Origin of the sequence: Pseudomonas sp. Marseille-Q5115 (genome assembly GCF_916618905.1) — a bacterium.
Taxonomy (GTDB): Bacteria; Pseudomonadota; Gammaproteobacteria; order Pseudomonadales; family Pseudomonadaceae; genus Aquipseudomonas; species Aquipseudomonas japonica_A.
Genome location: NZ_CAKAKI010000001.1, coordinates 2,982,676 through 3,006,047, shown reverse-complemented (window position 1 = coordinate 3,006,047; position 23,372 = coordinate 2,982,676). Strand labels below are relative to the sequence as shown.

The following is a 23,372-nucleotide window of genomic DNA, read 5'->3' as shown; positions in this document are numbered from 1 at the left end:
CCGGGGCTATTCTGCCTCAGCCTGAAAACGCTGGGTGGGCGCGCAGCAGCGGGGTAGCGAAGTCGATGAAGGTGCGCACCCGGGCTTCGGCGCGGCGGCCGTGGCGATAGATCAGCTGAGCGGGCACGCCCATGCCCGGATAGCCCGTAAGCACCTGGACCAACTGGCCCGTGCGCAGCTCTTCGTGAGCCTCGTAGCTGAGGCAGCGCACCAGGCCAGCGCCCAGGGTGGCTGCCCGGATGGCCCCGCGCTGTGTAGTGCAGCTCAATACGTGAGCGGGTTTGGCCGCACGGCTGGCACACCTCGACGAGAAGCGCCACTGCGCGTCGTAGCTCACTGACGTGGCCACTGCCGCGCGATGGGCTTTCAAATCCTCCGGCGTAGCAGGGTGGCCCCACCGTGCGAGGTAGGCAGGCGCGGCGCACACGATCGGCCGAACCTCCCCCAATGGGATGGCAAACTCGGAGGAATCAGGCAATTGGCCTACCACGATGGCCACGTCGATCCCGTCCTTGAGTAGCCGGGGCAGCCCCTCGCTGGCCTGGATCGCCAGGCCCACCCCGGGGAAAGCCTCCAGATAGGCCACGGCGATGGGTGTGAACACCTGCAAGTCGATCAGCAGCGGCAAAGCGACGGTCAACTGGCCCTCGGGCCGGGCGTGTATACCCGCCGCCGAGCGTTCCGCGACCTCGGTTTGCGCCAGGATCTGCCGGCAACTGTGCGCGAACTGCTCGCCTGCGGGGGTGAGGCTTACCCCGCGTGGGCCCCGTGACAACAGGGTGTTTTGCAGGCGCGCTTCGAGCGCGGCGACGCTGCGCGCCACGGTGGCGAGGGATAGCCCCAGTTGCCGGGCCGCGGCCGCGAGGCTACTGGCCCGGGCCACTGCATCGAACACCTGCAGCTCGCGATAACGGGCCATGGCTCAGGCAGCCGGCACGGTGTGCAAGGCCGCGTCGGCCAGTAGCCGGCGGGTGCAATAGTCCACGAAGGTACGTACCTTGGCGAGCAAGGGCCGGTCACCGTGAAAAAGTATGTGCACTGGCAGCGCCGCTGTCTGGAACGGTTCAAGCACGATTTCCAGCTCGCCTTTTCTCACAGCGTCCGCCACCTGATAGGAGAGTACCCGGGTGAGCCCCCAGCCCAGGCGCGCCGCATTGATGGCCGCCTGGTTAGAGCTCACCAGCAGGCGCGGCTCGGGGCGCAGGGCCAGGGCACGGTCGTTGCCCATGAACTGCCACTCGGTCAGCAGGTTGCTCGCCGATGACATCACAACCGGCAGCGCCAGCACATCCTCGGGTGCCTGCGGCCGGCCTACTCGGTCGAGAAACGCCGGCGCGGCGCATACCACCGGGCGAATTTCACCCACCTTGATCGCCTGCAAGCCCGTGTCGGCCAGCCGCCCGATGCGCACCGCCACGTCGATGCCTTCGTCCACCACGTTCACCAGCCGGTCCAGCAGCACTGCATTGATCGTCACCTCCGGATGCTGGGCCAGGTACTCGGTGATCAGGGGCACCAGAAACAATTCGCCGAACATCACCGGCGCCGTCACGGTGAGGTTGCCCCGGGCGCGAATGCGGCTGCCGGTGGCCAGCTCCTCGGCTTCTTCAAGATCCAGCAGAATGCGCTTGCAGTCTTCCACATAGCGCCGCCCGGCCTCGGTCAACCGCAAGCCGCGCGTGTTACGTGCCAACAGCAGAGTACCCAGCCGATTTTCCAACCCGGCGATCACCCGGGTCACGCTGGGCGGCGACATACCCACCAAGCGCGCCCCGGCGGCGAAGCTCTCCGCTTCCACCACCGCGAGCAGCACTTTCATTTCCTGAAATCTGTCCACGCACATTACCGGTTGGCTGAGGGAGACGCTCTCAGCGTAGCGGTTAAGGGCAGGGCAGGGAAATCAGAGGTAGGTGATGCTGGAACGGCTTCGATTGCCACTGCCGGTGCCTTGCCTATTTGCCCTGAAGGTGGTCCGCGTCAATGATCGCCTGGGCGAAGGCTTGCGGTGCTTCCTGTGGCAGGTTGTGGCCCACGCCGCCTTCAATCAGCCGGTACTGGTAGCCGCCGGTGTAGCGCTTGGCATAGGCTTCGGCGGGTGGGTGCGGCGCACCGTTGGCATCGCCCTCAAGGGCTATCGTGGGCACGCCGATGGAGGGGAAAGCCGCCAGCTTCTTCTCGAGCGGGGCGTAACGTGCTTCACCCTTTTCAAGGCCCAGGCGCCAGCGATAGTTGTAGACCGTGACGGCCACATGGTCGGGGTTTTGCAACGCCGCCGCGCTGCGATCATAGGTGGCGTCATCGAAATTCCAGCGTGGCGAGGCGGTCTTCCAGATGAGCTTGGCGAAGTCATGGGTGTTCTGCGCATAGCCCTGGCGGCCACGCTCGGTTGCGAAGTAGAACTGGTACCACCATTGCAGCTCGGCCGCCGGGGGCAGCGGCGCCTTGCCTGCGTCCTGGCTACCGATCAGGTACCCGCTTACCGCCACCAAGGCCTTCACGCGCTCTGGCCATAGCGCGGCCACGATATCGGCAGTGCGCGCGCCCCAATCGTAGCCACCGAGCACGGCGCGCTGGATATGCAGGGCATTCATGAAGTCGATCAGATCGGTGGCCAGCGCTGCCGGCTCGCCATTGCGCACGGTGTTCGCCGAGAGGAAGTGGGTATCGCCATAACCGCGGGCATAGGGCACCAGTACCCGGTAACCCTTGGCGGCCAATGCCGGCGCCACGTCAGCGTAACTGTGAATGTCGTAGGGCCAGCCATGCAGCAGGATCACCACCGGGCCATCCGCAGGGCCAACCTCGGCATACGCCACATTCAGCAGCCCGGCCTTGATGTGCTTGAGTGGGCCCAGGTCGGTGTGGCTGCCCACGGTGGCGGGCGCAACCTGGCTTGAATCGGCCTCGCTGGCCAGGGCATTGTTTTGCAGCCCCGGTTGAAGCAAGGCGGTAGCCATCACAGCGGCGGCGGTAAGGTGGCGGCGAAGCCCACGGGTGCGTGTGTGCATGATGGAATTCCTCGGGGTTCCAGCCGCCCTGTGGCGTGCCGGATAAGGGCGTGGGTACGTTTTATCGAGCAGCAGAAGCGCGCTCGGCCAGCAACGTCTGGATTGCCTTTTCCTGGGTGTCGTAAGCCCCTTCCCCGAAGTGGCTGTAGCGCACCTGGCCATTGGCGTCGATGAGGTAATGGGCGGGCCAGTATTGGTTGCCAAAGCTTTTCCACACCGCGTAGTCGTTATCCACAGCGACGGGGTAGGTGATGCCCAGCTGCGCCACCTGTTGCCGTACATTGGCCAGGATTCGCTCGAACGGGTACTCCGGGGTATGCACACCGATCACCACCAGGCCGTCCTTGCCGTAGCGCTCGGCCCATTGCTTCACGTAGGGCAGGGTGTGCTGGCAGTTGATGCAGTCGTAGGTCCAGAAGTCCACCAGCACCACTTTCCCACGCAGCGCTTCGGGGGTGAGCTCCGGCGAGTTCAGCCATTGCACCGCCCCGGCCAGCGAAGGCATCTGGCCCATTGGCGTCAGGTCCGGCTCGCTCGCAGCCACGGCGGGAGCGGTGAACCGATCCACAACGGCCGAAACGCCGCGCAGCACACCTTGCTCGATCCGGGCAGAAAAGGCTGAAGAGGTACCAGCCAGCACCGCTCCGGTGCCGCCGCCGGCAATCCCGAGCGCCGCCAGCAACACCAGGCACCCCACACCCCGGCGCACCCACGCCATCACAGGAAGCGAAAGCCGCAAGTGCGTCGCCATGCGCTTGCCGGCCAGCATCACAAGGCCCAGCGACACCGCACTACCTACCCCATAGGCCAGCAGCAATGCGCTGGTTTGAGCGCTGGGGCCACTGAGCATGGCGCCGCTGAGGATAATCCCGAGAATAGGCCCGGCACAGGGTGCCCAAAGCAGCCCCGTGGCCACGCCGATCAACACCGACGTGAATGGGCTGGCCGATGAAGGCCCCGCCGGAGCCAGCCGGTTGCCCAGTGCTACGAACGGCTTGGCCAGCCAGGTGCCAAGCCGGGGGGCGAGCAACGACAGCGCGAACACGACCATCACCGCCAGGGCGATGTGGCGCCCGGCGGCATTGGCCCGCACCACCCAGTTGCTACCGACCACCGCCAGGCTGGACACTGCGGCGAAGGTAATCACCAGGCCGCTCAAGGTGAACACGATGGAAGCGCGGCTCTGGTGCAGCCGGGCGAAGAGGAACGGCACAACCGGCAGAATGCAGGGGCTGAGGATGGTCAGCATCCCGCCCAGGAATGCAATGATGAACATGGCGTTCTCCGACTTCGGTGAAAGCAGGGGCCGCCTCGGTACATTCCGGCAGCGCTGGATGGCCTCGCACTTATTGCTGGTTGGTGCAGCCCGGGGTACCACCCAGGTAATCCAGCACGTGCTGCTGGCCTTGCGAGTCCTCATAGGCCATGTGATAGGTGGTCACGCCGCAAGCGGGGCCGTCGTCCGCAGTCACCGAATTCACGTGCTGGATATCCAGGTGAGTACCGTACTGGTAGCTCTGGTGAGGAGTTTGCGTGTCGGCGTGGGCCATGACCGCACCAAGCGACAGGGCGACGGTGAACAGCGAGGTAGCGAGGGCTTTGATGTTCATGAGTGTTTCTCCAAGAGTGATGGGATGGCCGTTCAAGCCTGGTTGCGGCTTGTTGAGCACATTTCACTCCCCGGAGGTATCTCGCTTGTGTCCGCTGTGGCCCTTTAATGTTGCGCCGAGTATCTGCCCGGTAGGCTGATACATAAGGCTACAAAGCGAGCTGTCAGCCAAAGGCGCTGCCGGTAGACTGCCAGCACCCCACGACTGCAAGGGCCCAGTGATGGACGCCAAGGTTGATCACGTTCTGATCGTCGATGACGACAGAGAAATAAGAGAGCTGGTAGGCAACTACCTGAAAAAGAATGGCCTGCGCACCACCCTGGCGGCGGATGGGCGCCAGATGCGGGCGTTTCTGGACACTGCGCAGGTCGACCTGATCGTGCTCGACATCATGATGCCCGGCGACGATGGCCTGGTGCTGTGCCGGGAGTTGCGCGCCGGCAAGCACCGCGCCACGCCGGTGTTGATGCTCACTGCCCGGGACGAAGAAACCGATCGGATCATCGGCCTGGAAATGGGCGCCGACGACTACCTGGTGAAGCCATTCGCGGCCCGTGAGCTGCTGGCGCGGATCAACGCGGTGCTGCGCCGCACACGGATGCTGCCACCCAACCTGGTGGTAAGTGAGCAGGCGCGGCTGCTGGGCTTTGGCGACTGGCGGCTCGATACCACGGCCAGGCACCTGCTTGATGCGCAGGGCACCGTGGTGGCCCTGAGCGGGGCGGAGTACCGCATGTTGCGGGTATTTCTCGATCATCCGCAGCGCGTGCTCAGCCGCGAGCAATTGCTCAACCTTACCCAAGGCCGCGAAGCGGACCTGTTCGACCGTTCCATCGACCTGTTGGTCAGCCGCTTGCGTCAGCGCCTGCTCGACGACGCCCGCCAACCGGCGTACATCAAGACCGTGCGCAACGAGGGGTATGTGTTCAGTTTCCCGGTGCAGTTGCTGGAGAACCCATTGTGAGGCGTTGGCTACCGTGGCCCCGCACCCTGGCTGCCCGGCTGTCGCTGATTTTCCTGGCCAGCCTGTTGCTTGCGCAGGGGCTGTCCTTCGCGCTGCAAACCTATGAACGCTACAACAGCGCCAGGTCCTTGATGCTCAGCAACTTCGAGCATGACATCGACACCTCTGTCGCGATCCTGGATCGGCTGCCAGCGGCCGAACGCGCCAGCTGGTTATCGCGGCTGGAGCGTTCCAATTACCGCTACCAGTTGGGCGCGGGGCAGGCGGGCACGCCCATGGGTGCTGGTGACGAACCCATGTCGGTGAAGTCGATCAAGGCAACGGTAGGGGCTCGCTACCCGGTGGCCTTCGAAACGATCGAGGAGTCGCCGCCGCATTACCAGGCCCACCTGCGCCTGAGCGATGGCGAGCCGCTGACCATCGACGTGCGGCCTTCCATCATGCCGCTGTCGCCTTGGTTGCCGTTGTTGCTGGCCGCGCAGTTGGCCCTGCTGGTGGCGGGTACCTGGCTGGCCGTGCGCACCGCGATCCGCCCCCTGACACGCCTGGCCCAGGCCGCGGAAAGCCTGGACCCGAACCAGCCTGCGGCGCCTCTGGAGGAGCGTGGCCCCACGGAAGTGGCTCATGCCGCCGTGGCCTTCAACGCCATGCAGCGCCGGATCGCGGCCTATGTGAAAGAACGGGTACAGCTGCTCGCTGCAATCTCCCATGACCTGCAAACGCCCATCACCCGGATGAAACTGCGGGTGGAATTCATGGACGACAGCGTCGAAAAGGACAAGCTCTGGAGCGACCTCACCGAAATCCAGCACCTGGTCAAGGAAGGTGTTGCCTTCGCCCGCAGTACCGAGCCCTCCCGGGAGCCCGCCATCCGCCTGCAGCTCAATGCGTTCCTGGAAAGCCTGGTATTCGATTACCTCGATACCGGCAAGGCGGTTGAGCTCTCGGCCCCACACGAGCTGGTGATCACCAGCCGCCCCCAGGCCCTGCGTCGGCTGCTGACCAACCTGATCGATAACGCGCTCAAATTTGCCGGAGAGGCCCAGGTACAGGTCCAACATTACCCCGGCGGCCGCCTCGCCATCCAGGTACTCGACCGCGGCCCGGGGGTACCGGAAGAGGCATTGAGCGACGTGCTCAAGCCGTTCTACCGCCTGGAAAGCTCGCGCAACCGTGACACCGGCGGCACCGGGCTGGGCTTGGCCATCGCCTCGCAATTGGCCGGCAGCCTGGGTGGCCAGTTGCGGCTGAGCAACCGGGCGGGCGGAGGCCTGTGCGCGGAGGTGGAGTTGCCTGGAGGGCCGGGCCAGTCGGCTGCGTGACTGGCCCGCTTCTTCAATAGGGCGTGCCCCCGCCCGTTGTGGGCGCAGGGGCTCAAGGCTTGGCGGCGAAGTCGCAGTGAAGCGCATCGGCAATCCTCACGCGATGACAGTCCGACGGCTCCACTGCATTCCCGCTTGAAGCGCGCACCACCATGGGCATCAGCGGTTGCCCGGCGGTGTTGTCCAGCAGCACCGAGCGCGCTTCCCCGGGGCCGAACTCAAACCGCTCGGCCCACTGCCGCATGCTCACCACGACCGGAAACACTGCCCGGCCCTTGTCCGTGAGCACATATTCCTTGTAAGCGCTGCCATCGGAGGCGGGGCAGATTTCAAATACTCCCACCTCCACAAGCGCTTTGAGCCGCGACGCCAGGATATTGCGCGCTACGCCGAGGCTTTTTTGAAACTCGCTGAACCGCCGGATGCCATCGAAGGCATCGCGGAGGATCATCAGCGACCAACGATCACCAATGGCGTCCAGCGCTCGGGCGACCGGGCATTCGCTACGAAGTGACGTGGCATTTTCGGTCATGTATTTCAGTCTCGTGTGAAAAGTCGATCCGGTAAGGATGCAAAACTGGTTGCAATTTGAAACAAGTTTGGGCAATGCTGTTCTGGTTGCTAATCGAAACCAGTTTACGTGGATAGACGCCGCCATGACAGCTGACATTGACCCAACGGCAGCTCGCTCGAGCGGCCTTGCCCCTGAACATCCAACAGTGGCGCACGTAAGCCAGCCCAGCGATCAGCCGCTGGCAGGCCTGTCACGCTCGCTCACCGTGCTGTTCTCGATTGCGTGTGGAATGGCAGTGGCTAACGTGTATTTCGCTCAGCCATTACTCGGCTCAATCGCGGACAGCCTCGGTATGGCACCCGGGCTGATCGGCATTGTGGTGACGGCCACGCAGTTCGGTTACGCGCTGGGCCTGGTGCTCATCGTCCCCTTGGGGGACCTGATCAACCGTAAACGTTTGGTGTTGAGCCAGATAGTGCTGTCGGCTATCGCGCTTATGGTCGCTGGCATGTCCCAGGCGTGGCTGGCTCTGCTCGCCGCAATGGCGACCGTTGGCCTGATGGCAGTAGTGGCTCAGGTCCTGGTTGCTTACGCGGCAACGCTCGCAACGCCGGCCCAACGTGGGCAAGCCGTGGGCACGGTTACTAGCGGCATCGTGCTAGGGATTCTCCTGGCGAGGTTTATCTCGGGGGTGATTGCTGACTTCGCGGGTTGGCGTTCCGTATACCTGGGGTCTTCGGCGGTGATGCTCATCCTCGCTGCGGTGATGTGGAAACGCATTCCGCCTGCCGTGTCGGTGCGGTCCACAAGCACGTACCTGAGCCTTATCCGATCGCTGTTCGGCCTGTTGCTCTATGAGCCTGTGTTAAGGGCCCGGGGTTTGCTGGCCCTGCTTATCTTCGCCGCGTTTTCCGTGTTATGGACAGGAATGGTGCTGCCTTTGAGCGCTCCGCCGCTCTCGTTGTCCCACCCACATTGGTTTGTTCGGCCTGGCGGGTGTTGCTGGCGCGCTGGCTGCCAGACGCGCCGGTCGCTGGGCAGATCAAGGCCGCGGCCAGCACGTCACCGGTCTATGCCTTGGCCTGCTGACGCTTTCATGGCTGCCCATCAGTTTCGCGCAAACCTCACTGTTTGCCTTTGCATGCGGCGTGATCGCGCTCGACTTCGCTGTGCAGGCCGTGCATGTCACCAGCCAAAGCCTGATCTTTGCGGCGCGGCCGCACGCCCAAAGCCGAATGGTAGGCGCGTATATGTGCTTCTACTCCATAGGCAGCGCCTTGGGCGCGGTGGCAGCCACCCAGGTGTATGTCCGCTGGGGATGGCCTGCCGTCAGCCTGCTCGGCGCCTCGATCAGCGCGGCAGCTCTGACAGTGTGGTGGTATGGCGACGGCCGCCGCGAGCAGTAAGCCTTGATGACAATGCATGAAGCGATCACCTCCTGCTGTGGGTTGAGGCTCAGTACGGTGTACCCCCCGCCCGCTGCTGGCGCAGGGCCTGCATGTACCACTCGAATTCGTCCAGAAAGCGGTTCATCTGGCTGGTGATGTGCGGCTCGGTGGGCTGGCCGTCATCGCCCAGGGCGCTACCGATACGTGGGATGGCGAACAGGCTAGGGATACTGGGCATGCCCAGCTCACCAACGATGGCGCGCAGTTGCATGGCTGCCCGCACGCCGCCATAGCCGCCCGCGGAGTAGCAGGCAATTGCCGAAGGCCGCCAGAAATACTCCTCCAGAAAATGGTCGAGCAGGTTCTTCAGCGCGGGCGGCACGCCGTGGTTGTATTCAGCGCTCACCAACAGAAAACCATCGGCACGGCGGTACAGCGTGGCCAGGCGCTCCAGGTCTGCGGGCGCCGAGCCTTTCGGGTATTCCTTGTACATCCGGTCCAGCAGGGGGAGGCGGGTTTCCATCGGGTCCACCAGCACCGCTTCATGCCCCCGGGCTTCCAGTGCCGCCAGCAACAGGCGTGCCGCCTTGATGCCTTGGCGTTCGGTACGCACGGAGCCGAGCAGTACCGCGATGGTGAGTGGTTCGGTATGGGGCATGGTCTGGGCCTTGAGGAAGCTGGGGTCTATCCAGCCTAGCTCAGCGCGCCGGCATGGCGGGCGACCGATGCCGATGGCCGACGTCAACATACCGCTTGACTTAGAGTACGCTCGAAGTCCTAGCCTACGGGGTGTCTGGACGACAGGGTGCTTATGAAAATCGGTGAGCTGGCAAAACGCTCGGGGCTTTCGGCCCACACACTTCGGTATTACGAACGCATCGGGCTGTTGCCCTTTGCCGACCGTGACCACGCTGGCCAAAGGGATTATGCCCCCGCCATTCTGGTATGGATCGAATTTCTCGACCGCCTGAAAACGACGGGAATGCCCATCCGGGAAATGCTCCGCTACGCCGACCTTAGAGCGCGTGGCGCGGGCACCGAAGCCGAGCGGTGCGAGTTGCTTGTGCAACACCGCGAACGTGTTCGCGCCCGTGTCGCCGAACTCACCCGCTGCCTGCTCGTCCTCGACCAAAAGATTGCCGGCTATGCCGGCCACACTTCGAGGATAAATGACTATGACCAAGCACCTTCCCAACGCCAGCGAGAGCCGGCTGGAACGCGGTAAACGAGCCCTGGCACAGATCGATGGCGAGGCCGGCCACAAGGTCGTCAGCGCACTTGCCGACATCGCCCCCGATTTTGCCACTTACTTGTTCGAATTCCCTTTCGGCGATATCTATTCCCGCCCTGGCTTGAGCCTGCGTGACAGAGAGATCGCCACGGTGGCGGCACTTTCGGCGATGGGTAACGCAACGCCGCAATTGAAGGTGCATATCGAGGCGGCGTTGAACGTCGGGCTTACCCGGGAAGAAATCACCGAAGTGCTAATGCAGATGGCGGTGTATGCCGGCTTCCCGGCCGCGCTGAACGGATTGTTCGCGGCCAGGGAAGTGTTCGCAGCCCGGACGGATCATGGGTAGGGGCCCCATGAGCGAGCCGCCCCCATGTCATGGGCCAGCTCGCAGCGGCGGGCAGTAACACGCGGATCAGGGCTTGAGCACTACCTTCACGCAGCCGTCTTTCTTGTCGCGGAAGGTCTTGTACATGTCCGGGCCGTCTTGAAGGCTTACGGTGTGGGTGATCACAAAGCTGGGGTCGATCTGCCCTTCCTGGATACGGTTGAGCAGGTCATCGGTCCAGCGATTCACGTGGGTCTGCCCCATCTTGAACGTGAGGCCCTTGTTCATCGCGGCGCCAAACGGAATCTTGTCGATCAGGCCGCCATACACGCCGGGGATGGACAGCGTGCCAGCCGGGCGGCACACATACATCATTTCCCGCAGCACATGGGGGCGGTCGGATTCCATCATTACCGCCTGCTTGACGCGATCGTAAACGGAGTCGAAGGAGCGGGTAGCGTGGGACTCCATGCCTACCGCGTCGATGCATTTTTCCGGGCCCTTGCCGCCAGTGAGTTCGGCGAGGCGGTCCAGCACGCTTTCTTCATCGAAGTTGATGGTGATGGCGCCTCCAGCCTTGGCCATCGCCAGGCGCTCGGGCACATTGTCGATGCATACCACTTGCTTTGCGCCGAGGATCACCGCGCTGCGCACGGTGAATTGCCCTACAGGGCCGGCGCCCCAGATCGCCACGGTGTCGGTAGGTTGGATATCGCATTGCACAGCCGCTTGCCAACCGGTCGGGAAGATGTCGCCGAGGAATAACACTTGCTCGTCGGTAAGCCCGTCGGGAATCACCACTGGGGTGAAGTCCGCGTACGGCACGCGCACGTATTCAGCCTGCCCGCCCGGGTAGCCCCCAGTCAGGTGGGTATAGCCAAACAACCCCGCCGTGGTATGGCCGAAGGCTTTATCGGCCAGGTCCTTGTTACGGTTGCTGCGCTCGCAAACGGAGAAGTTGCCCCGGCGGCACTGATCGCATTCCCCGCAGCAGATCGTGAAGGGAACGACCACGCGATCGCCGATCTTCAGCTTCTTGTTTTCCGAGCCGACTTCCACCACTTCGCCCATGAACTCATGGCCCATGATGTCGCCATGCTTCATCCCGGGCATAAAACCATCGTACAGGTGCAGGTCCGAGCCGCAGATCGCGCACGAACTGACCTTGATGATGGCGTCCCGCGGATGTTCTATGGTGGGGTCGGGTAGATGGTCATCACAACGGATGTCTTTTTTTCCATGCCAGCGTAATGCTTTCATCGATAAACCTCCTGGGTTGTGGTCGGTACGGCGGCCAAGGGAGCAGGGTTCGAGACCACCTGTTTTTTCGGTGCAAAGGCTCTCTGATAAGTTCCAACCCAGTACCGCTTGCAGAGTTGCAGGTTGATGAATGGTCAGTGCAGTGGTTACGCTCCGCTGCGCTGGGCTCCCTGTTCACCGCCGGCCCGTGGGCGTGAGGTTGGCACCCAGATACGCTATCAAGGCGTTCACCTTCGGCAGTGCCTCGCGGCTTTTTAGCCATACCAGGTTCATCGGTTGCCCCTGCGTAGCCAGATGGGGAAGCACCTCCACAATGCGGCCGGTCTCCAGGTGAGCATGAACCAACCACAGGGGCAGCTGAGCAATGCCCAGCCCTGCCAGCACGGCCATCACTTCTCCCTCTCCATCTCCTACCGCAATATGCGGGTGCATGATCCGGCGTTCGATGTCACCTTGCTGACGCCCCTTGAAGTACCAAGGGATTGCCATCCCGTCATTCAGCCCGTAACCCACACACAAGTGCCGGTCCAGATCCGCCTCTGACTCAGGGTGGCCATGGCGTGTTAGGTAATCCGGCGAAGCGCAGAAGATGAGCTTGGGTGTGCCGAAGAACCTATGCCCTACGGCGGTGGGCCACGCACCTGCTCCGCCGATCCTGACCACGATGTCGATATTTTCGTGCACCAGGTCAACGTAGCGATCAGAAAAGGAAATATGCGGGGACAGCCTTGGATGCTGCTTCATGAACTCGATGATCAGCGGCAGTACATGCAACCGGCCATAGGAGGCGGGCAAGTCGATGCGAACCTTGCCCTGCGGTTCAGTCTGCGTTGAAGTCATGGCGACTTCGGCTTCTTCCAGGTCAGCCAACACGGTGGCGCACGTTCGGTAAAACGCCTCTCCGGCTTCGGTGAGCGACAGCCGCCGGGTAGTGCGCTGGAACAGGCGGGTGCCAAGCCGAGCCTCCAGCCGCGCGATCCCTTTGCTGACCGCGGAACTGGTGAGGTTCAGCCGCTCGGCCGCTGCGGTAAAGCTGCCCAGGTCGGCAACGATCACGAACACGTCAATGCCCTTCAGGCGTTCGGATGAAAACACTGAACCTCCAATTGATGAATCCAGCTCCAATCACTTCGTAAAAAACAGCCGAGATCACTCCATATTTCTCCAATAGGCTATGCCAAAACCTGTTTGGAGTTAAGTTGTATGCAGTCCTCAGCCACAGCAGAGGCCACAGCGGCCGCTGCGGACACCTCACGGTCAGGGGTTCAGATCCTGATCATGGCGGTTGCCGCCTTTATCATTGTGACCACCGAGTTCCTGATCGTGGGGCTGTTGCCCGCGCTCGCTCGGGACTTGAACATTTCCATCGCCCTGGCGGGGCAGGTAGTCACCTTGTTCGCGTTTACGGTGATGCTGTTCGGGCCGGTGCTCACGGCAAAGCTGGCCCACGTGGAACGCAAAAAGCTGTTCACCGTCATCCTCATGGTGTTTGCGGCGTCCAACGTTCTGGCAGCGGTGTCCACCAATATCTGGGTATTGGCGCTTGCCCGTTTCATCCCCGCCTTGGCGCTGCCGGTGTTTTGGGGTACCGCCAGCGAAACGGCAGGGCAGCTTGCAGGCCCAGGCCAGTCGGGCAAGGCCGTAGGCCGGGTGTACCTCGGTATTACCGCAGCGCTGGTGTTCGGCGTACCGCTGGGTACCCTGGCGGCAGATGCCGTGGGCTGGCGGGGAAGCTTCTGGATACTGGCGGCCATTGCGCTGTTCATTGGTGCCTTGATGCACTTGGTGATGCCGACACTGCCTGTGTCTGCCAGCACCAACCCCGACCAAAAGCAGACCGCGATCCTGGGGCAGCCCCGCTTTCTGGCGCATCTGCTATTGTCGATCCTCAGTTTCACCGCGCTGTTCACCGCGTACACCTATCTGGCCGACGTGCTCGAGCGGCTGGGCGGGGTGCCTGCCAGCCAGGTGGGATGGTGGCTGATGGGCTTCGGTGCAATCGGCATGGTGGGTAATCACCTGGGTGGCAGCATGGTCGACCGTAAGCCGCTGGCCGCCATGGTAGTGTTCCTGGTGCTGGCGGGTGCCGGCATGCTGGCAGCGGTACCGCTGGCGCCGTATCACCTCTGGCTGATCGTCGCACTGGTCGCGTGGGGTATCGGTTACACCGCGCTGTTTGTGGTGTGTCAGGTGCGGGTCATGCAGGCCGGTGCACAGGCCCAGGCGCTTGCGGCAACCATGAACATTTCAGCGGCCAACGCAGGCATTGGCCTGGGTGCGATCTTGGGCGGTATTGGCATTGGCCACTATGGTTTGGGCTCGATCGGCATCATCGCCACCCTGATCGCCGCCCTGGCGGTGGTGGTGGCGCTGTTGATGATGCGTCGCGCGTAACGCTCCTTGAAGCCGCCCTCAGTAACCTGCGGCGGCTCCATTCCCGCGAGGGTCGAAAGCGCCTTCGAACGAGCCGTTAGGCAAGCGCACTGCGGCGGCGGCATGCCCCATGGTCTCGGTAAAGGGCCCAAGCACTTCAACGTCGTGGCCGCGCGCCTTGAGCTCGTCGATCACGGCGCCGTCCACCCGGGACTCGACCTTCAGGCTGTCGGAGCTTTCGCCCCAGGTTCGGCCCAGCAGCCAGCGCGGCGCGGTTACGGCCTGTTGCAGGGGCTGACCGAACACGGCGTAGCGGCTGAATACCGCGGCCTGGGTTTGGGGTTGGCCGTCGCCGCCCATGGTGCCGTACACCAGCATGCGACCGTCGTTCAAGCGAGCCGCCGCAGGGTTGAGGGTATGGAAGGGCTTCTTGCCGGGCTTGAGCACCAGCAAGTGGCTGGGGTCGAGGCTGAACGATGCACCCCGATTCTGCCAATTCAACCCCGACTCGGCCAATACGATGCCACTGCCAAACTCGTGGTAGATGCTTTGAATGAACGACACGGCCAAGCCGTCGTTATCGATCACGCCCATCCAGATAGTATCTCCCGGGCCCTTGCCCTCACCCCAGGGCGCTGCGTACTGCGGGTTGATCCGGCTCGCCAGTGCTTGCAGGTAATCCGGCGCCAGGCAGGCTTGTGGGTCGATGGTCATGTGCGCAGGGTCGGTGATGTGTTCGTCCCGTACGGCGAAGGCGAGCTTGGTGGCTTCGACCAGGGTATGGATATGGTCGGCGCTGTCTGCCTGATATTCGCCAAGGCCTGCGTGGTCGGCGATACCCAGGATCAATTGGGATACCAATCCCTGGCTGGGCGGGGTGAGGTTGTACACAGTGCCAGCGCTGTGGGCAAGCTCAAGCGGCCGTACGCGCCTGGCGCGATAGTTGGCTAGGTCTTCCCGGGTGACGGGCGAACCCAGCGCGCTGAGGTCGGCAGCAATGGAATCGGCCAGCGAGCCTCGGTAGAAACTGTCCAGGCCCGCTTCAGCCAAGGTGCGTAGCGTCAACGCCAGGCGCGGCTGCGTGAACAGGCTGCCAGCGGCAGGCGGCGCACCCTCATGCAGGAAAGTTTCGGCAAAACCGGGAATACCATGCAGCTCAGTCAGCTTGCTAGACGTGGCCAGGTGCTGCGACGGGGTAGTGGGTATGCCCGCGCTTGCGTAGTAGATAGCGTCCTCGAGCAACCGCGGCAACGGCGTGGTGCCGCCCAGCTCGGCGGCCACCGCCAGCGCTTCCTGCCAGCCACCAACGGTGCCGGCCACGGTGACCGCTGCTTCGGCACCGCGGGTTGGGATCTTGCTCTTGCCAGCATAGCGGGCAAGGGTAGCCAGGCTACCCGCCGGTCCGCTGGCGTCGATGGCCACGGGCGCCCCGTTTGCCGGCATGATCAGCCAGAAGCCATCGCCGCCCAGGCTGTTCATGTGGGGGTAAACCACTGCGATGGTCGCCGCAGCCGCCACCATCGCTTCGATAGCATTGCCGCCTTCACGCAGCACAGCCAAGGCCGACTGCGCCGCCAGGCTGTGAGGGGCGACAGCGATGCCACGGGCAGCAAGTGTGGTATTCAACATTGAGTTGTTCCTTGTTTCATTAACGGATTCAGCGGTACGTGATCAAAGTGCGTGCCTGGCGATCCAGTTGGCGCGCATGCGTTTGAGAACAAAGAACGCCAGCAACGCGGTAACAATGTCGAAGCAAATGGCTACGGCAAATACCGGGTACCAACTATCCGTGTATTGATGCAGCAGGGCGGCAACCGGCCCGCCGAAAATGGCCCCAATGCCTTGGGCCATGTACAGGAAGCCGTAGTTGGTGGTGGCGTGGCGGGTACCGAAGGTATCGGTGAGGGTGGAGGGGAACAGCGAGAATATTTCGCCCCAGCCTAAAAACACTACGCCCGACAACAGTACGAACAGTACCGGGTTATCACTCGTCCATAGCCAGAGGGTCATGGCGATGCCTTCGAACAGGAACGCCAGCGCCATGGTGTTCTCCCGGCCGTAACGGTCGGAAATCCAGCCAAACAACGGGCGGGTAAGGCCGTTGCATATCCGGTCGATGGTCATCGCCAAGGGCAGGGCAGCCATACCCATCACCATGACCGTGGTCATGCCGAAGTCTTTGGCAAAGCTTGCCATCTGTGAGGTCACCATCAGGCCCGAGGTGGACATCAAGGTGAACATCAAGAACATCAGCCAGAACACCGGTGTCTTCAACATTACTTTAGGGCTGGTATCGGCAACGGTCTGTGCCGCCACCAGGGCGGCATCCCCAGAAGACATGCTGGTCGGTGGCTGGCGCAGGAAGCGCGACGCCAGCAGGCCGACCACGCCCAAGGCCAGGCCAAAGGTCAGCAAGGTGGTTTCCATGCCAGCGGTTTTCAGGCTGTTGCTGATGGGGAACGTGGTCACCATCGCGCCCATGCCGTACCCGGCTGCCACCGCGCCTGCCGCCAGGCCACGGCGGTCAGGAAACCAGCGCACCATCAAGCCGACGATACCCACGTATACAATGCCGGTGCCAAGGCCGCCGATGACGCCATAGGTCAGGTACAACATGCCAAGCGATGAGGCTTGACTCGACAGCACCCAGCTCAGCCCGGACAACGAACAGCCAAGGCCCACCAGGGTCCGGATGCCGAAGCGATCCACCAGGTAGCCCTGAACGGGGGAAAAGAACGTCTGCAGTATGATCAGTAAAGAGAAGGTGACCTGAACCTGCGCCAGCGACACGCCGAGCTTCTCGGTGAGTGGCCCGGTGAACAGTGTCCAGACATATTGAGGGCTTGAGATCGCCATCATGCATACAATGCCGATAACCAACTGATACCAGCGTGCGCTTAATGTTCTAACTTCGGCGGGGTTGGCTAAAACATGCTCGGTACTCATAGGAAGTTCTCACAGTGCGTGAAGGATAGTTTCCTCTGAGCAAGTGCCGTGCCAGGCGATTTTTAAATGATAATATCCGGGTGTTACTCCTTGTAAGTTGTTCTGAATAATATATTCGGTCACAGTTTATCTTTCCATGCCGGGGCAAGAAAGTTCTGGGGGGTGGTGGCGACTCAAATAACCTGGTTAATCTGACACCGCCACAGCGTGGCTGTCTATCGCTAGCTTGACAGAAGATATCGCCGAACAGACACCGGCCAGCAAGGCTTTGGTTTAATACTGGAGACCGATGCGAGCGCGTGGTGCGATCGTTGCGCCATTGCACCATGGCTGCCCACTAACTCCCATGACCGTGGGGAGAGGATCAATACCGCGTCAGCCACTTTCCCCAACGGTATTTTGTGTGCTCTTATAGATTATGGCTGACATATGACCGTCCATGGCGACTGACGAGGGTGCACATGAGCAACTATGATCTGGTGATTATCGGGGGCGGCCCCGGTGGCTACAACGCGGCCATTCGGGCGGGGCAGTTGGGGATGAAAGTTGCCTGCGTAGAGGGTCGTGAAACCTTGGGCGGCACGTGCCTCAACGTGGGGTGCATCCCTTCCAAGGCGCTGCTGCACGCCTCCGAAGCCTATGAGGATTCCACCTCGGGCGCCTTTGCTCAAATGGGCATCGTAGGGCAGGCCACCCTTGACCTCGAACGCATGATGGCGCACAAGGCCGAAGGCGTGAACGGCCTTACCAAAGGGGTCGAGTTTCTTTTTCGCAAGAACAAAGTGGACTGGATCAAAGGTTGGGGCCGGCTGGACGGCCAGGGGCGGGTACAGGTCGCCTCCATCGATGGCACCGAGCAGCTGTTGCAGGCCAAGGATGTGATCATCGCGACCGGCTCGGTGCCCACGCCGCTTGCCGGGGTGAACATCGACAACCGGCGCATTCTCGATTCCACCGGCGCGCTGTCGATCCCCGAAGTGCCCGGGCACCTTGTGGTGATCGGCGCTGGCGTGATCGGGCTGGAACTGGGGTCTGTGTGGCGCAGGCTGGGTGCAAAAGTCACCGTGGTCGAGTACCTCGATCGGATTTGCCCGGGCATGGACGATGAAACCGCCAAGGCTTTTCAGAAGGTTCTGGCCAATCAAGGCATGGCCTTCAAACTGGGCCACAAGGTGACCTCGGCCACTGCCAGCGATTCCGGCGTGACCCTGGCGCTCGAGCCCTCTGCGGGAGGCGATGCGATCCCGCTGGACGCGGACTATGTGCTGGTGGCCATCGGGCGCAAGCCCTACACCGAAGGGTTGAACCTCGAAAGCATCGGGCTTGAGCTCGGGCAACGCGGCGTGCTGGCCCATGATGGGCACTACGGAGCGGGCGTTGACTGCGTGTGGGTGATCGGCGATGTAACAACCGGCCTGATGCTGGCCCATAAGGCCGAAGACGAAGCGATTGCCTGCGTGGAACGCATCCATGGCAAGAAGGCAGAGGTCAACTATGACGCTATCCCGAGCGTTATCTATACCAGGCCGGAGGTGGCCACGGTGGGCAAGACGGAGCAACAGCTCAAGGCTGAAGGCCGTGCCTACAAGGTGGGCAAATTCCCGTTCCTCGCTAACAGCCGGGCCAAGGTGAATCACGAAACCGAAGGCTTCGTGAAAGTACTCGCCGACGCAGAAACAGACCGCGTGCTGGGTGTGCACATGATAGGGCCGTCGGTGAGCGAGATGATCGGCGAATACTGCGTGGCCATGGAGTTCTCGGCTTCCAGCGAAGATATCGCCTTGACCTGCCACCCACACCCCACCCGCTCGGAAGCCCTGCGCCAGGCTGCGATGGATGTGGAAGGGTGGGCGATGCAGGTGTAGGGGTGGGCTCGGCGTAAAGGTCGCAGCGCGAGCTGCGAACGCCGCCTGTCAGGCCGGGTCTAACGCCTCGCCATCAGAGGCATAACCAGGGTTGATATGAATATTTTCGAAGCATTACGAGAAAGTCACGACCGCCAAAGGGGCTACGCTGAATCGCTGCTGCAAACCCATGGTGACAGCAGCGAACGCAAGGAAGCCTACCAGCGATTGAAGGCCGAGCTTCAGGCGCACGAAACGGCAGAAGAACGCTGCTTTTATATTCCGTTGATGGCCCATGACAACGGCGTTGACCTCAGCAGGCATGCGATCTCCGAGCATCACGAAATGGACGAGATGATGGAGGAGTTGGACGGCACCGAGATGTCCAGCCCCAGTTGGCTGGCTACGGCCAAAAAGCTCTCCGACAAAGTGCACCATCACCTGAAGGAAGAAGAGCACAAGTTCTTTCAGGCGGCGGGCAAGCTGCTTGATCCTCAGCAAAAGGAAGCGCTGGCCGGCTTGTACCTGGCTGAGTATGAAGCCCAGCTGGAAACGGCCTGAACGTTCTACCGGTGCGTGTGAGCCAGGGCGCGGGGTTTGAACGAGGTCCCCAATTGGTGCGGTATGGACTCAAAGCAGGGCGTCACGCACAGCGGAAATGTTTTTAACCAAGGAAAATGTGCTTGTTGCACAGGGTTTCCAGTCGGTACTGCTTCATTTTTCGGTATTTCAGGCTTTTCTCAAAACGGCCTGTGATTTGCTCTCTTCTCGATGCGCTTCGTTACCCACCCCGCACCCGAGAGGAGAACAGAATGAGCTCACCAGGAGATTTCCCGTTAAGCGAGGCCCCCGCGTCTGCCAGGAAAGGGCTGCTGTCCATTTCCATGGTGCTGTTCAGCTTCACCTTTTTCACCGGCACCATGTTTGCCGGTGGCAAGTTGGGCATGGCCTTCGCTTTCACGGACATGCTGTGGATCGCCTTTATCGGCAATAGCCTTCTGGCGCTTTATGCGGCGGGCCTTGCCCTCATCGCCTCGCGCAGCGGTTTGAACACGGTGCTGATGGGGCGCTTCTGTTTTGGCGAAGCGGGCAGCCGGCTTTCGGATTTTTTGCTCGGTTTCGCCGAGCTGGGCTGGTACGCCTGGGGGACCGCGACCGTCGCGATCGTGCTGGTGAAGATACTCGGCCTTACCGAGGGCCTCACCACGCCCTTGATGGTGCTGTTCGGCCTTGGCTTCAGCATCACCGCCATCGTGGGCTATAAAGGCCTGGATGTGCTCTCTCGGGTATCGGTGCCCTTGATGTTTATCCTGCTGATGGTTTCCATGTACATCGCCACAGGCCACGCCGGCGGTTTTCAAGGGCTGGCCGCTGTTATCCCGCATGAGACGATGACGTTCTCCGCCGCTGTTACGATGGTGTTCGGCACCTTCGCCAGCGGCGCTACCCAGGCCACGAACTGGACGCGCCTGTCGCGCACCGGGCGTGTGGCGATCATCGCAAGCGTTGTGAGCTTTCTGATCGGTAACGGCTTGATGGTGGTCGCCGGCGCCTGGTGCGCCATCGTGTACCAGCAGGCCGATATCGTTGAGGTGATGATCCTTCAGGGCTTGTCGTTCGCGGCGGTGATCATGCTGTGCCTCAACCTCTGGACGATTCAGGGGCCAACCATTTACAACGTCTCTGCCGCGGCATGCCATCTGTTGCGCAGTGAGCGCCGTCGCACCATGACCCTCCTGGCCGCCGCGCTGGGCGTGGTGCTCGCCATCGGCGGCATGTATGAAATGCTGATCCCGTTCCTGGTATTGCTGGGCTCGATCATCCCGCCGGTGGGTGGCGTGATCATGGCGGACTTCTGGTACCGCCACCGCGGTAAATACCCGTTGCTGGCTACTGCCAGCCTGCCGCGCTACAACATCAAGGGGCTGGCTGCCTATGGCGTAGGGGCGGTGCTTGCGTACTGCTCGCCCTGGGTCGCCCCGTTGGTAGGCATTGCAGTGGCGGCGGTGTGCTACATCGGGCTGCTTCAGTTCACCGGCCGTCGCGCTGAAATGCCGGCCCTGCAGGGGGATCAATGTGCCTCACGGTTGCAGAAATCCTCAAGCTGCCTGGGCTGGAAGAGCTGGCCGTGCGTGCCGGCGCCAACCAGTTGCACCGCAGCGTGCGCTGGCCCTACGTGGCCGAGAACGAGGGTATCGCCGAGTGGGTGATCGGGAACGAACTGGTGTTTGTCACGGGCATCAACCACACCCGTGATGAAGCGAACCTGCTGAGCCTGGTCGAGGATGGCGTTGCCGTGGGCATCGCCGGCCTTGTGATCCTTACGGGAGGGACGTTCATTCAGCGCATTCCGGCGGCGGTGATCGAGCGGGCTGACGAACTCGGCTTGCCGCTGATCGAGCAGCCCTACCTGTTGAAAATGGTGGTGGTCACCCACGCGATCGGTACGGCATTGGTGCACATGGATCAGGCGCAGCGGTCCCGGCACGATATCCTCAGCCAGTTGCTCAGTGGCGATTACCCGAGCCTGGCCATCGCCCGGCAACGCGCCGAGCATGCTCGATTGCCAGTCGATGGGCCGCGTCGCCTGGTAGCGCTGCGGTTGTCGTCGGTGGCTATGCTGTTCGAACGCTACACTCCGGCGGTAGCCGAGCAGCGCTTGCAGCACATCCGCCAGACGTTGCGCGATGAACTGGAAGCCTGGAACCGTGCCTTTCCCGCCCCGCTGCCGGTGGTGCAGCAGGGCGACCTGTTCATTGTGCTATTGCCTGACGCCGATACCCTGCGGGCCGAGCTGCTGAGGCTTTACAGAGCGCTGGCTCCGGTCATCGGTGACCTCACGCTGTTCATGGGCGTGGCGAACCCTGCAGGCGATTGCGGCCAATATCGTCAAGCCCTGAACGAAGCGCGCCAGGCACTGGATGTGGCCGAGCACCTGCAGCCTGCCAATGGGTTCTGCGACTTCAGCGAGCTTGGGGTGCTGCGGTTGCTACAGGCCATTGGTGACCGCTCGGTGATCGACCACTTTGTGCAACGCACCCTTGGCGCATTGATAGAAACCTCACGCAAGCAACCCTTTACGCTGATCGAGACCCTGGATGCGCTGCTGCAGGAAAACGGTAACGCGCTGATGGCGGCCGGGCGGCTGGGCATCCATCGCAACACCCTCAACCAGCGCCTGGACCGTATCGAACAACGAAGTGGCCAGTCGCTGGACGACCCTCTTTTCCGAATGAATGCCTCTGTCGCGCTGCTGGTTTGGCACACGACCGAAGCCCCGACCAAGGAGTTAGCATGAATATTCTCAACGCCCGCCTGCGTGGCAAAACTGGCCTGTATCGCATTGAACTCGACGGCGAGCGGATTGCGGCCATCGTTTCCCAACCCACGGCAATCCAGCCGAACGACGGCAGCGACCTGGACGCTAACCAGAACCTGGTCACCGCGCCCTTCGTTGAGCCGCATATTCACCTGGACGCTACCCTGACGGCGGGTGAACCGGCCTGGAACATGAGCGGCACCCTGTTCGAGGGCATCGAGCGCTGGGCCGAACGCAAGGCGGTGGTGACCCACGAGGACACCAAGGTCCGCGCCCGGCGCACCATCGATATGCTGGTGGACCATGGTATCCAGCATGTACGTACCCATGTGGACGTCACCGACCCTTCCTTCGCCGCGCTCAAAGCCATGCTGGAGGTGCGTGAGGAGGCGCGGCACCTGATCGACTTGCAGATCGTGGCGTTTCCCCAGGAAGGCATCGAGTCCTTCAAAAACGGCCGCGCGTTAATGACGGAAGCGATCGCCATGGGCGCGGATGTGGTGGGAGGTATCCCGCATTTCGAAAACACTAGGGATCAGGGCGTGGAATCGGTGAAGTTCCTGATGGACCTGGCCGAGCGCACCGGTTGCCTGGTGGACGTGCATTGCGATGAAACCGACGACCCGCAGTCGCGGTTTCTCGAAGTGCTGGCCGAAGAGGCGCGGGTGCGGGAGATGGGCGAAAAGGTGACGGCCAGCCACACCGTGGCCATGGGCTCGTACGACAACGCCTATTGCTCCAAGCTGTTCCGGTTGCTCAAGGCCTCGAAGATCAACTTTGTCTCTTGCCCTACGGAAAGCATTCATTTGCAAGGGCGTTTCGACACGTACCCGAAACGCCGTGGCGTTACCCGGGTGGCCGAGATCGATCGCGCCGGCATGAACATCTGCTTCGGCCAGGATTCAATCGTGGACCCGTGGTACCCGCTGGGCAACGGCAATATCGTGCGCATCCTCGAAGCAGGCCTGCACATCTGCCACATGCTTGGCTACGAAGACCTCCAGCGGTCGCTCGACCTGATCACCGACAACAGCGCACGCACCCTGCACCTGGGCGAGCGCTACGGGCTTGAAGTGGGCCGCCCGGCGAACCTGGTGATCCTGTCCGCGCCGGACGACTACGAGATGGTCCGCAGCCAGGGGCAGGTGCTGACCTCGATCCGCAGCGGCAAAGTGCTGATGCAGCGCACCCCGGCGCGGGTGGAGCGGTTCGGGGAGGTGGCGAGAGGGTAGCTGTGGGACCGGGTGAAACCCGGAACGAACAGG

At 62.3% G+C, this 23,372-nt stretch carries 20 protein-coding genes and 2 pseudogenes; 11 read left to right on the top strand and 11 right to left on the bottom strand.

Features of this window, described 5'->3' with window-relative positions; translation table 11 throughout:
* Positions 1 to 16: 16 nt before the first annotated feature.
* The 5 genes from LG385_RS13795 to LG385_RS13775 all read right to left on the bottom strand — a co-directional run bounded on the left by LG385_RS13795 (position 17) and on the right by LG385_RS13775 (position 4,618).
* Positions 17 to 919: a LysR family transcriptional regulator gene (locus LG385_RS13795; RefSeq protein WP_225774765.1), complete on the bottom strand. Its 903-nt coding sequence runs from the start codon at positions 917 to 919 to the stop codon at positions 17 to 19.
* Positions 920 to 922: 3 nt separating this feature from the next.
* Positions 923 to 1,837, bottom strand: a complete 915-nt coding sequence (locus tag LG385_RS13790) for a LysR family transcriptional regulator (protein WP_225774764.1) — start codon at positions 1,835 to 1,837, stop codon at positions 923 to 925.
* 115 nt (positions 1,838 to 1,952) lie between these two features.
* Positions 1,953 to 3,008 (bottom strand): alpha/beta fold hydrolase, encoded by a 1,056-nt coding sequence (locus tag LG385_RS13785; RefSeq protein WP_225774763.1) that lies wholly within the window; start codon positions 3,006 to 3,008, stop codon positions 1,953 to 1,955.
* A 61-nt stretch (positions 3,009 to 3,069) separates the two neighbouring features.
* Entirely contained in the window at positions 3,070 to 4,284 is a 1,215-nt protein-coding gene (locus tag LG385_RS13780) for a cytochrome c biogenesis protein DipZ (RefSeq protein WP_225774762.1), read from the bottom strand.
* Positions 4,285 to 4,354: 70 nt separating this feature from the next.
* The gene (locus tag LG385_RS13775) at positions 4,355 to 4,618 is read right to left on the bottom strand and encodes a DUF2790 domain-containing protein (protein WP_225774761.1); all 264 of its coding nucleotides are present in this window, start codon (positions 4,616 to 4,618) and stop codon (positions 4,355 to 4,357) included.
* A 220-nt stretch (positions 4,619 to 4,838) separates the two neighbouring features.
* Between LG385_RS13775 and LG385_RS13770 the strand changes: the two genes are divergently transcribed.
* Complete coding sequence (locus LG385_RS13770) at positions 4,839 to 5,582, top strand: response regulator (RefSeq protein ID WP_225774760.1); 744 nt, start codon at positions 4,839 to 4,841, stop codon at positions 5,580 to 5,582.
* Positions 5,579 to 6,904: an ATP-binding protein gene (locus LG385_RS13765; RefSeq protein ID WP_225774759.1), complete on the top strand. Its 1,326-nt coding sequence runs from the start codon at positions 5,579 to 5,581 to the stop codon at positions 6,902 to 6,904. Before LG385_RS13770 ends, LG385_RS13765 begins: the two co-directional genes overlap by 4 nt.
* Positions 6,905 to 6,956: 52 nt before the next feature.
* Here the strand turns inward: LG385_RS13765 and LG385_RS13760 are convergent, their stop codons facing one another.
* Positions 6,957 to 7,436: a winged helix-turn-helix transcriptional regulator gene (locus LG385_RS13760; protein ID WP_225774758.1), complete on the bottom strand. Its 480-nt coding sequence runs from the start codon at positions 7,434 to 7,436 to the stop codon at positions 6,957 to 6,959.
* A 124-nt stretch (positions 7,437 to 7,560) separates the two neighbouring features.
* Here LG385_RS13760 and LG385_RS13755 point away from each other — a divergent pair.
* Positions 7,561 to 8,824: pseudogene (locus LG385_RS13755) on the top strand (MFS transporter).
* Positions 8,825 to 8,873: 49 nt separating this feature from the next.
* On the opposite strand, the gene LG385_RS13750 reads toward LG385_RS13755, so the two are convergent.
* Positions 8,874 to 9,554 carry an NADPH-dependent FMN reductase gene (locus LG385_RS13750; RefSeq protein WP_225774757.1) on the bottom strand — a complete coding sequence of 227 codons (681 nt, stop codon included), beginning with the start codon at positions 9,552 to 9,554 and terminating at the stop codon, positions 8,874 to 8,876.
* Positions 9,555 to 9,617: 63 nt separating this feature from the next.
* Here LG385_RS13750 and LG385_RS13745 point away from each other — a divergent pair, with 63 nt between their 5' ends.
* Positions 9,618 to 10,031: a MerR family transcriptional regulator gene (locus LG385_RS13745; RefSeq protein ID WP_225774756.1), complete on the top strand. Its 414-nt coding sequence runs from the start codon at positions 9,618 to 9,620 to the stop codon at positions 10,029 to 10,031.
* Positions 9,982 to 10,386: a carboxymuconolactone decarboxylase family protein gene (locus LG385_RS13740; protein WP_225774755.1), complete on the top strand. Its 405-nt coding sequence runs from the start codon at positions 9,982 to 9,984 to the stop codon at positions 10,384 to 10,386. The genes LG385_RS13745 and LG385_RS13740 overlap by 50 nt, the downstream gene beginning before the upstream one ends.
* A gap of 66 nt (positions 10,387 to 10,452) precedes the next feature.
* On the opposite strand, the gene LG385_RS13735 is transcribed toward LG385_RS13740, so the two are convergent.
* Complete coding sequence (locus LG385_RS13735) at positions 10,453 to 11,625, bottom strand: zinc-dependent alcohol dehydrogenase (protein WP_225774754.1); 1,173 nt, start codon at positions 11,623 to 11,625, stop codon at positions 10,453 to 10,455.
* A 174-nt stretch (positions 11,626 to 11,799) separates the two neighbouring features.
* The gene (locus tag LG385_RS13730; RefSeq protein WP_225774753.1) at positions 11,800 to 12,720 is read right to left on the bottom strand and encodes a LysR family transcriptional regulator; all 921 of its coding nucleotides are present in this window, start codon (positions 12,718 to 12,720) and stop codon (positions 11,800 to 11,802) included.
* Positions 12,721 to 12,828: 108 nt separating this feature from the next.
* On the opposite strand from LG385_RS13730, the gene LG385_RS13725 reads away from it, so the two are divergent.
* Entirely contained in the window at positions 12,829 to 14,019 is a 1,191-nt protein-coding gene (locus LG385_RS13725; RefSeq protein ID WP_225774752.1) for an MFS transporter, read from the top strand.
* 18 nt (positions 14,020 to 14,037) lie between these two features.
* Here LG385_RS13725 and LG385_RS13720 read toward each other — a convergent pair whose 3' ends face one another.
* Both LG385_RS13720 and oxlT read right to left on the bottom strand, forming a co-directional pair.
* Positions 14,038 to 15,627 (bottom strand): gamma-glutamyltransferase family protein, encoded by a 1,590-nt coding sequence (locus LG385_RS13720; protein ID WP_225774751.1) that lies wholly within the window; start codon positions 15,625 to 15,627, stop codon positions 14,038 to 14,040.
* A 42-nt stretch (positions 15,628 to 15,669) separates the two neighbouring features.
* Positions 15,670 to 16,944 carry an oxalate/formate MFS antiporter gene (oxlT, locus tag LG385_RS13715; RefSeq protein WP_225774750.1) on the bottom strand — a complete coding sequence of 425 codons (1,275 nt, stop codon included), beginning with the start codon at positions 16,942 to 16,944 and terminating at the stop codon, positions 15,670 to 15,672.
* A gap of 461 nt (positions 16,945 to 17,405) precedes the next feature.
* Between oxlT and lpdA the strand changes: the two genes are divergently transcribed.
* The 5 genes and pseudogenes from lpdA to codA all read left to right on the top strand — a co-directional run bounded on the left by lpdA (position 17,406) and on the right by codA (position 23,339).
* Positions 17,406 to 18,809: a dihydrolipoyl dehydrogenase gene (gene lpdA, locus LG385_RS13710; RefSeq protein ID WP_225774749.1), complete on the top strand. Its 1,404-nt coding sequence runs from the start codon at positions 17,406 to 17,408 to the stop codon at positions 18,807 to 18,809.
* 96 nt (positions 18,810 to 18,905) lie between these two features.
* The gene (locus LG385_RS13705) at positions 18,906 to 19,349 is read left to right on the top strand and encodes a hemerythrin domain-containing protein (RefSeq protein ID WP_225774748.1); all 444 of its coding nucleotides are present in this window, start codon (positions 18,906 to 18,908) and stop codon (positions 19,347 to 19,349) included.
* Positions 19,350 to 19,600: 251 nt separating this feature from the next.
* Positions 19,601 to 20,833: pseudogene (gene codB, locus LG385_RS13700) on the top strand (cytosine permease); the annotation flags it as partial.
* Positions 20,834 to 20,862: 29 nt separating this feature from the next.
* Positions 20,863 to 22,086, top strand: a complete 1,224-nt coding sequence (locus LG385_RS13695; protein WP_225774747.1) for a PucR family transcriptional regulator — start codon at positions 20,863 to 20,865, stop codon at positions 22,084 to 22,086.
* Complete coding sequence (codA, locus tag LG385_RS13690; RefSeq protein WP_225774746.1) at positions 22,083 to 23,339, top strand: cytosine deaminase; 1,257 nt, start codon at positions 22,083 to 22,085, stop codon at positions 23,337 to 23,339. The genes LG385_RS13695 and codA overlap by 4 nt, the downstream gene beginning before the upstream one ends.
* Positions 23,340 to 23,372: the final 33 nt, after the last annotated feature.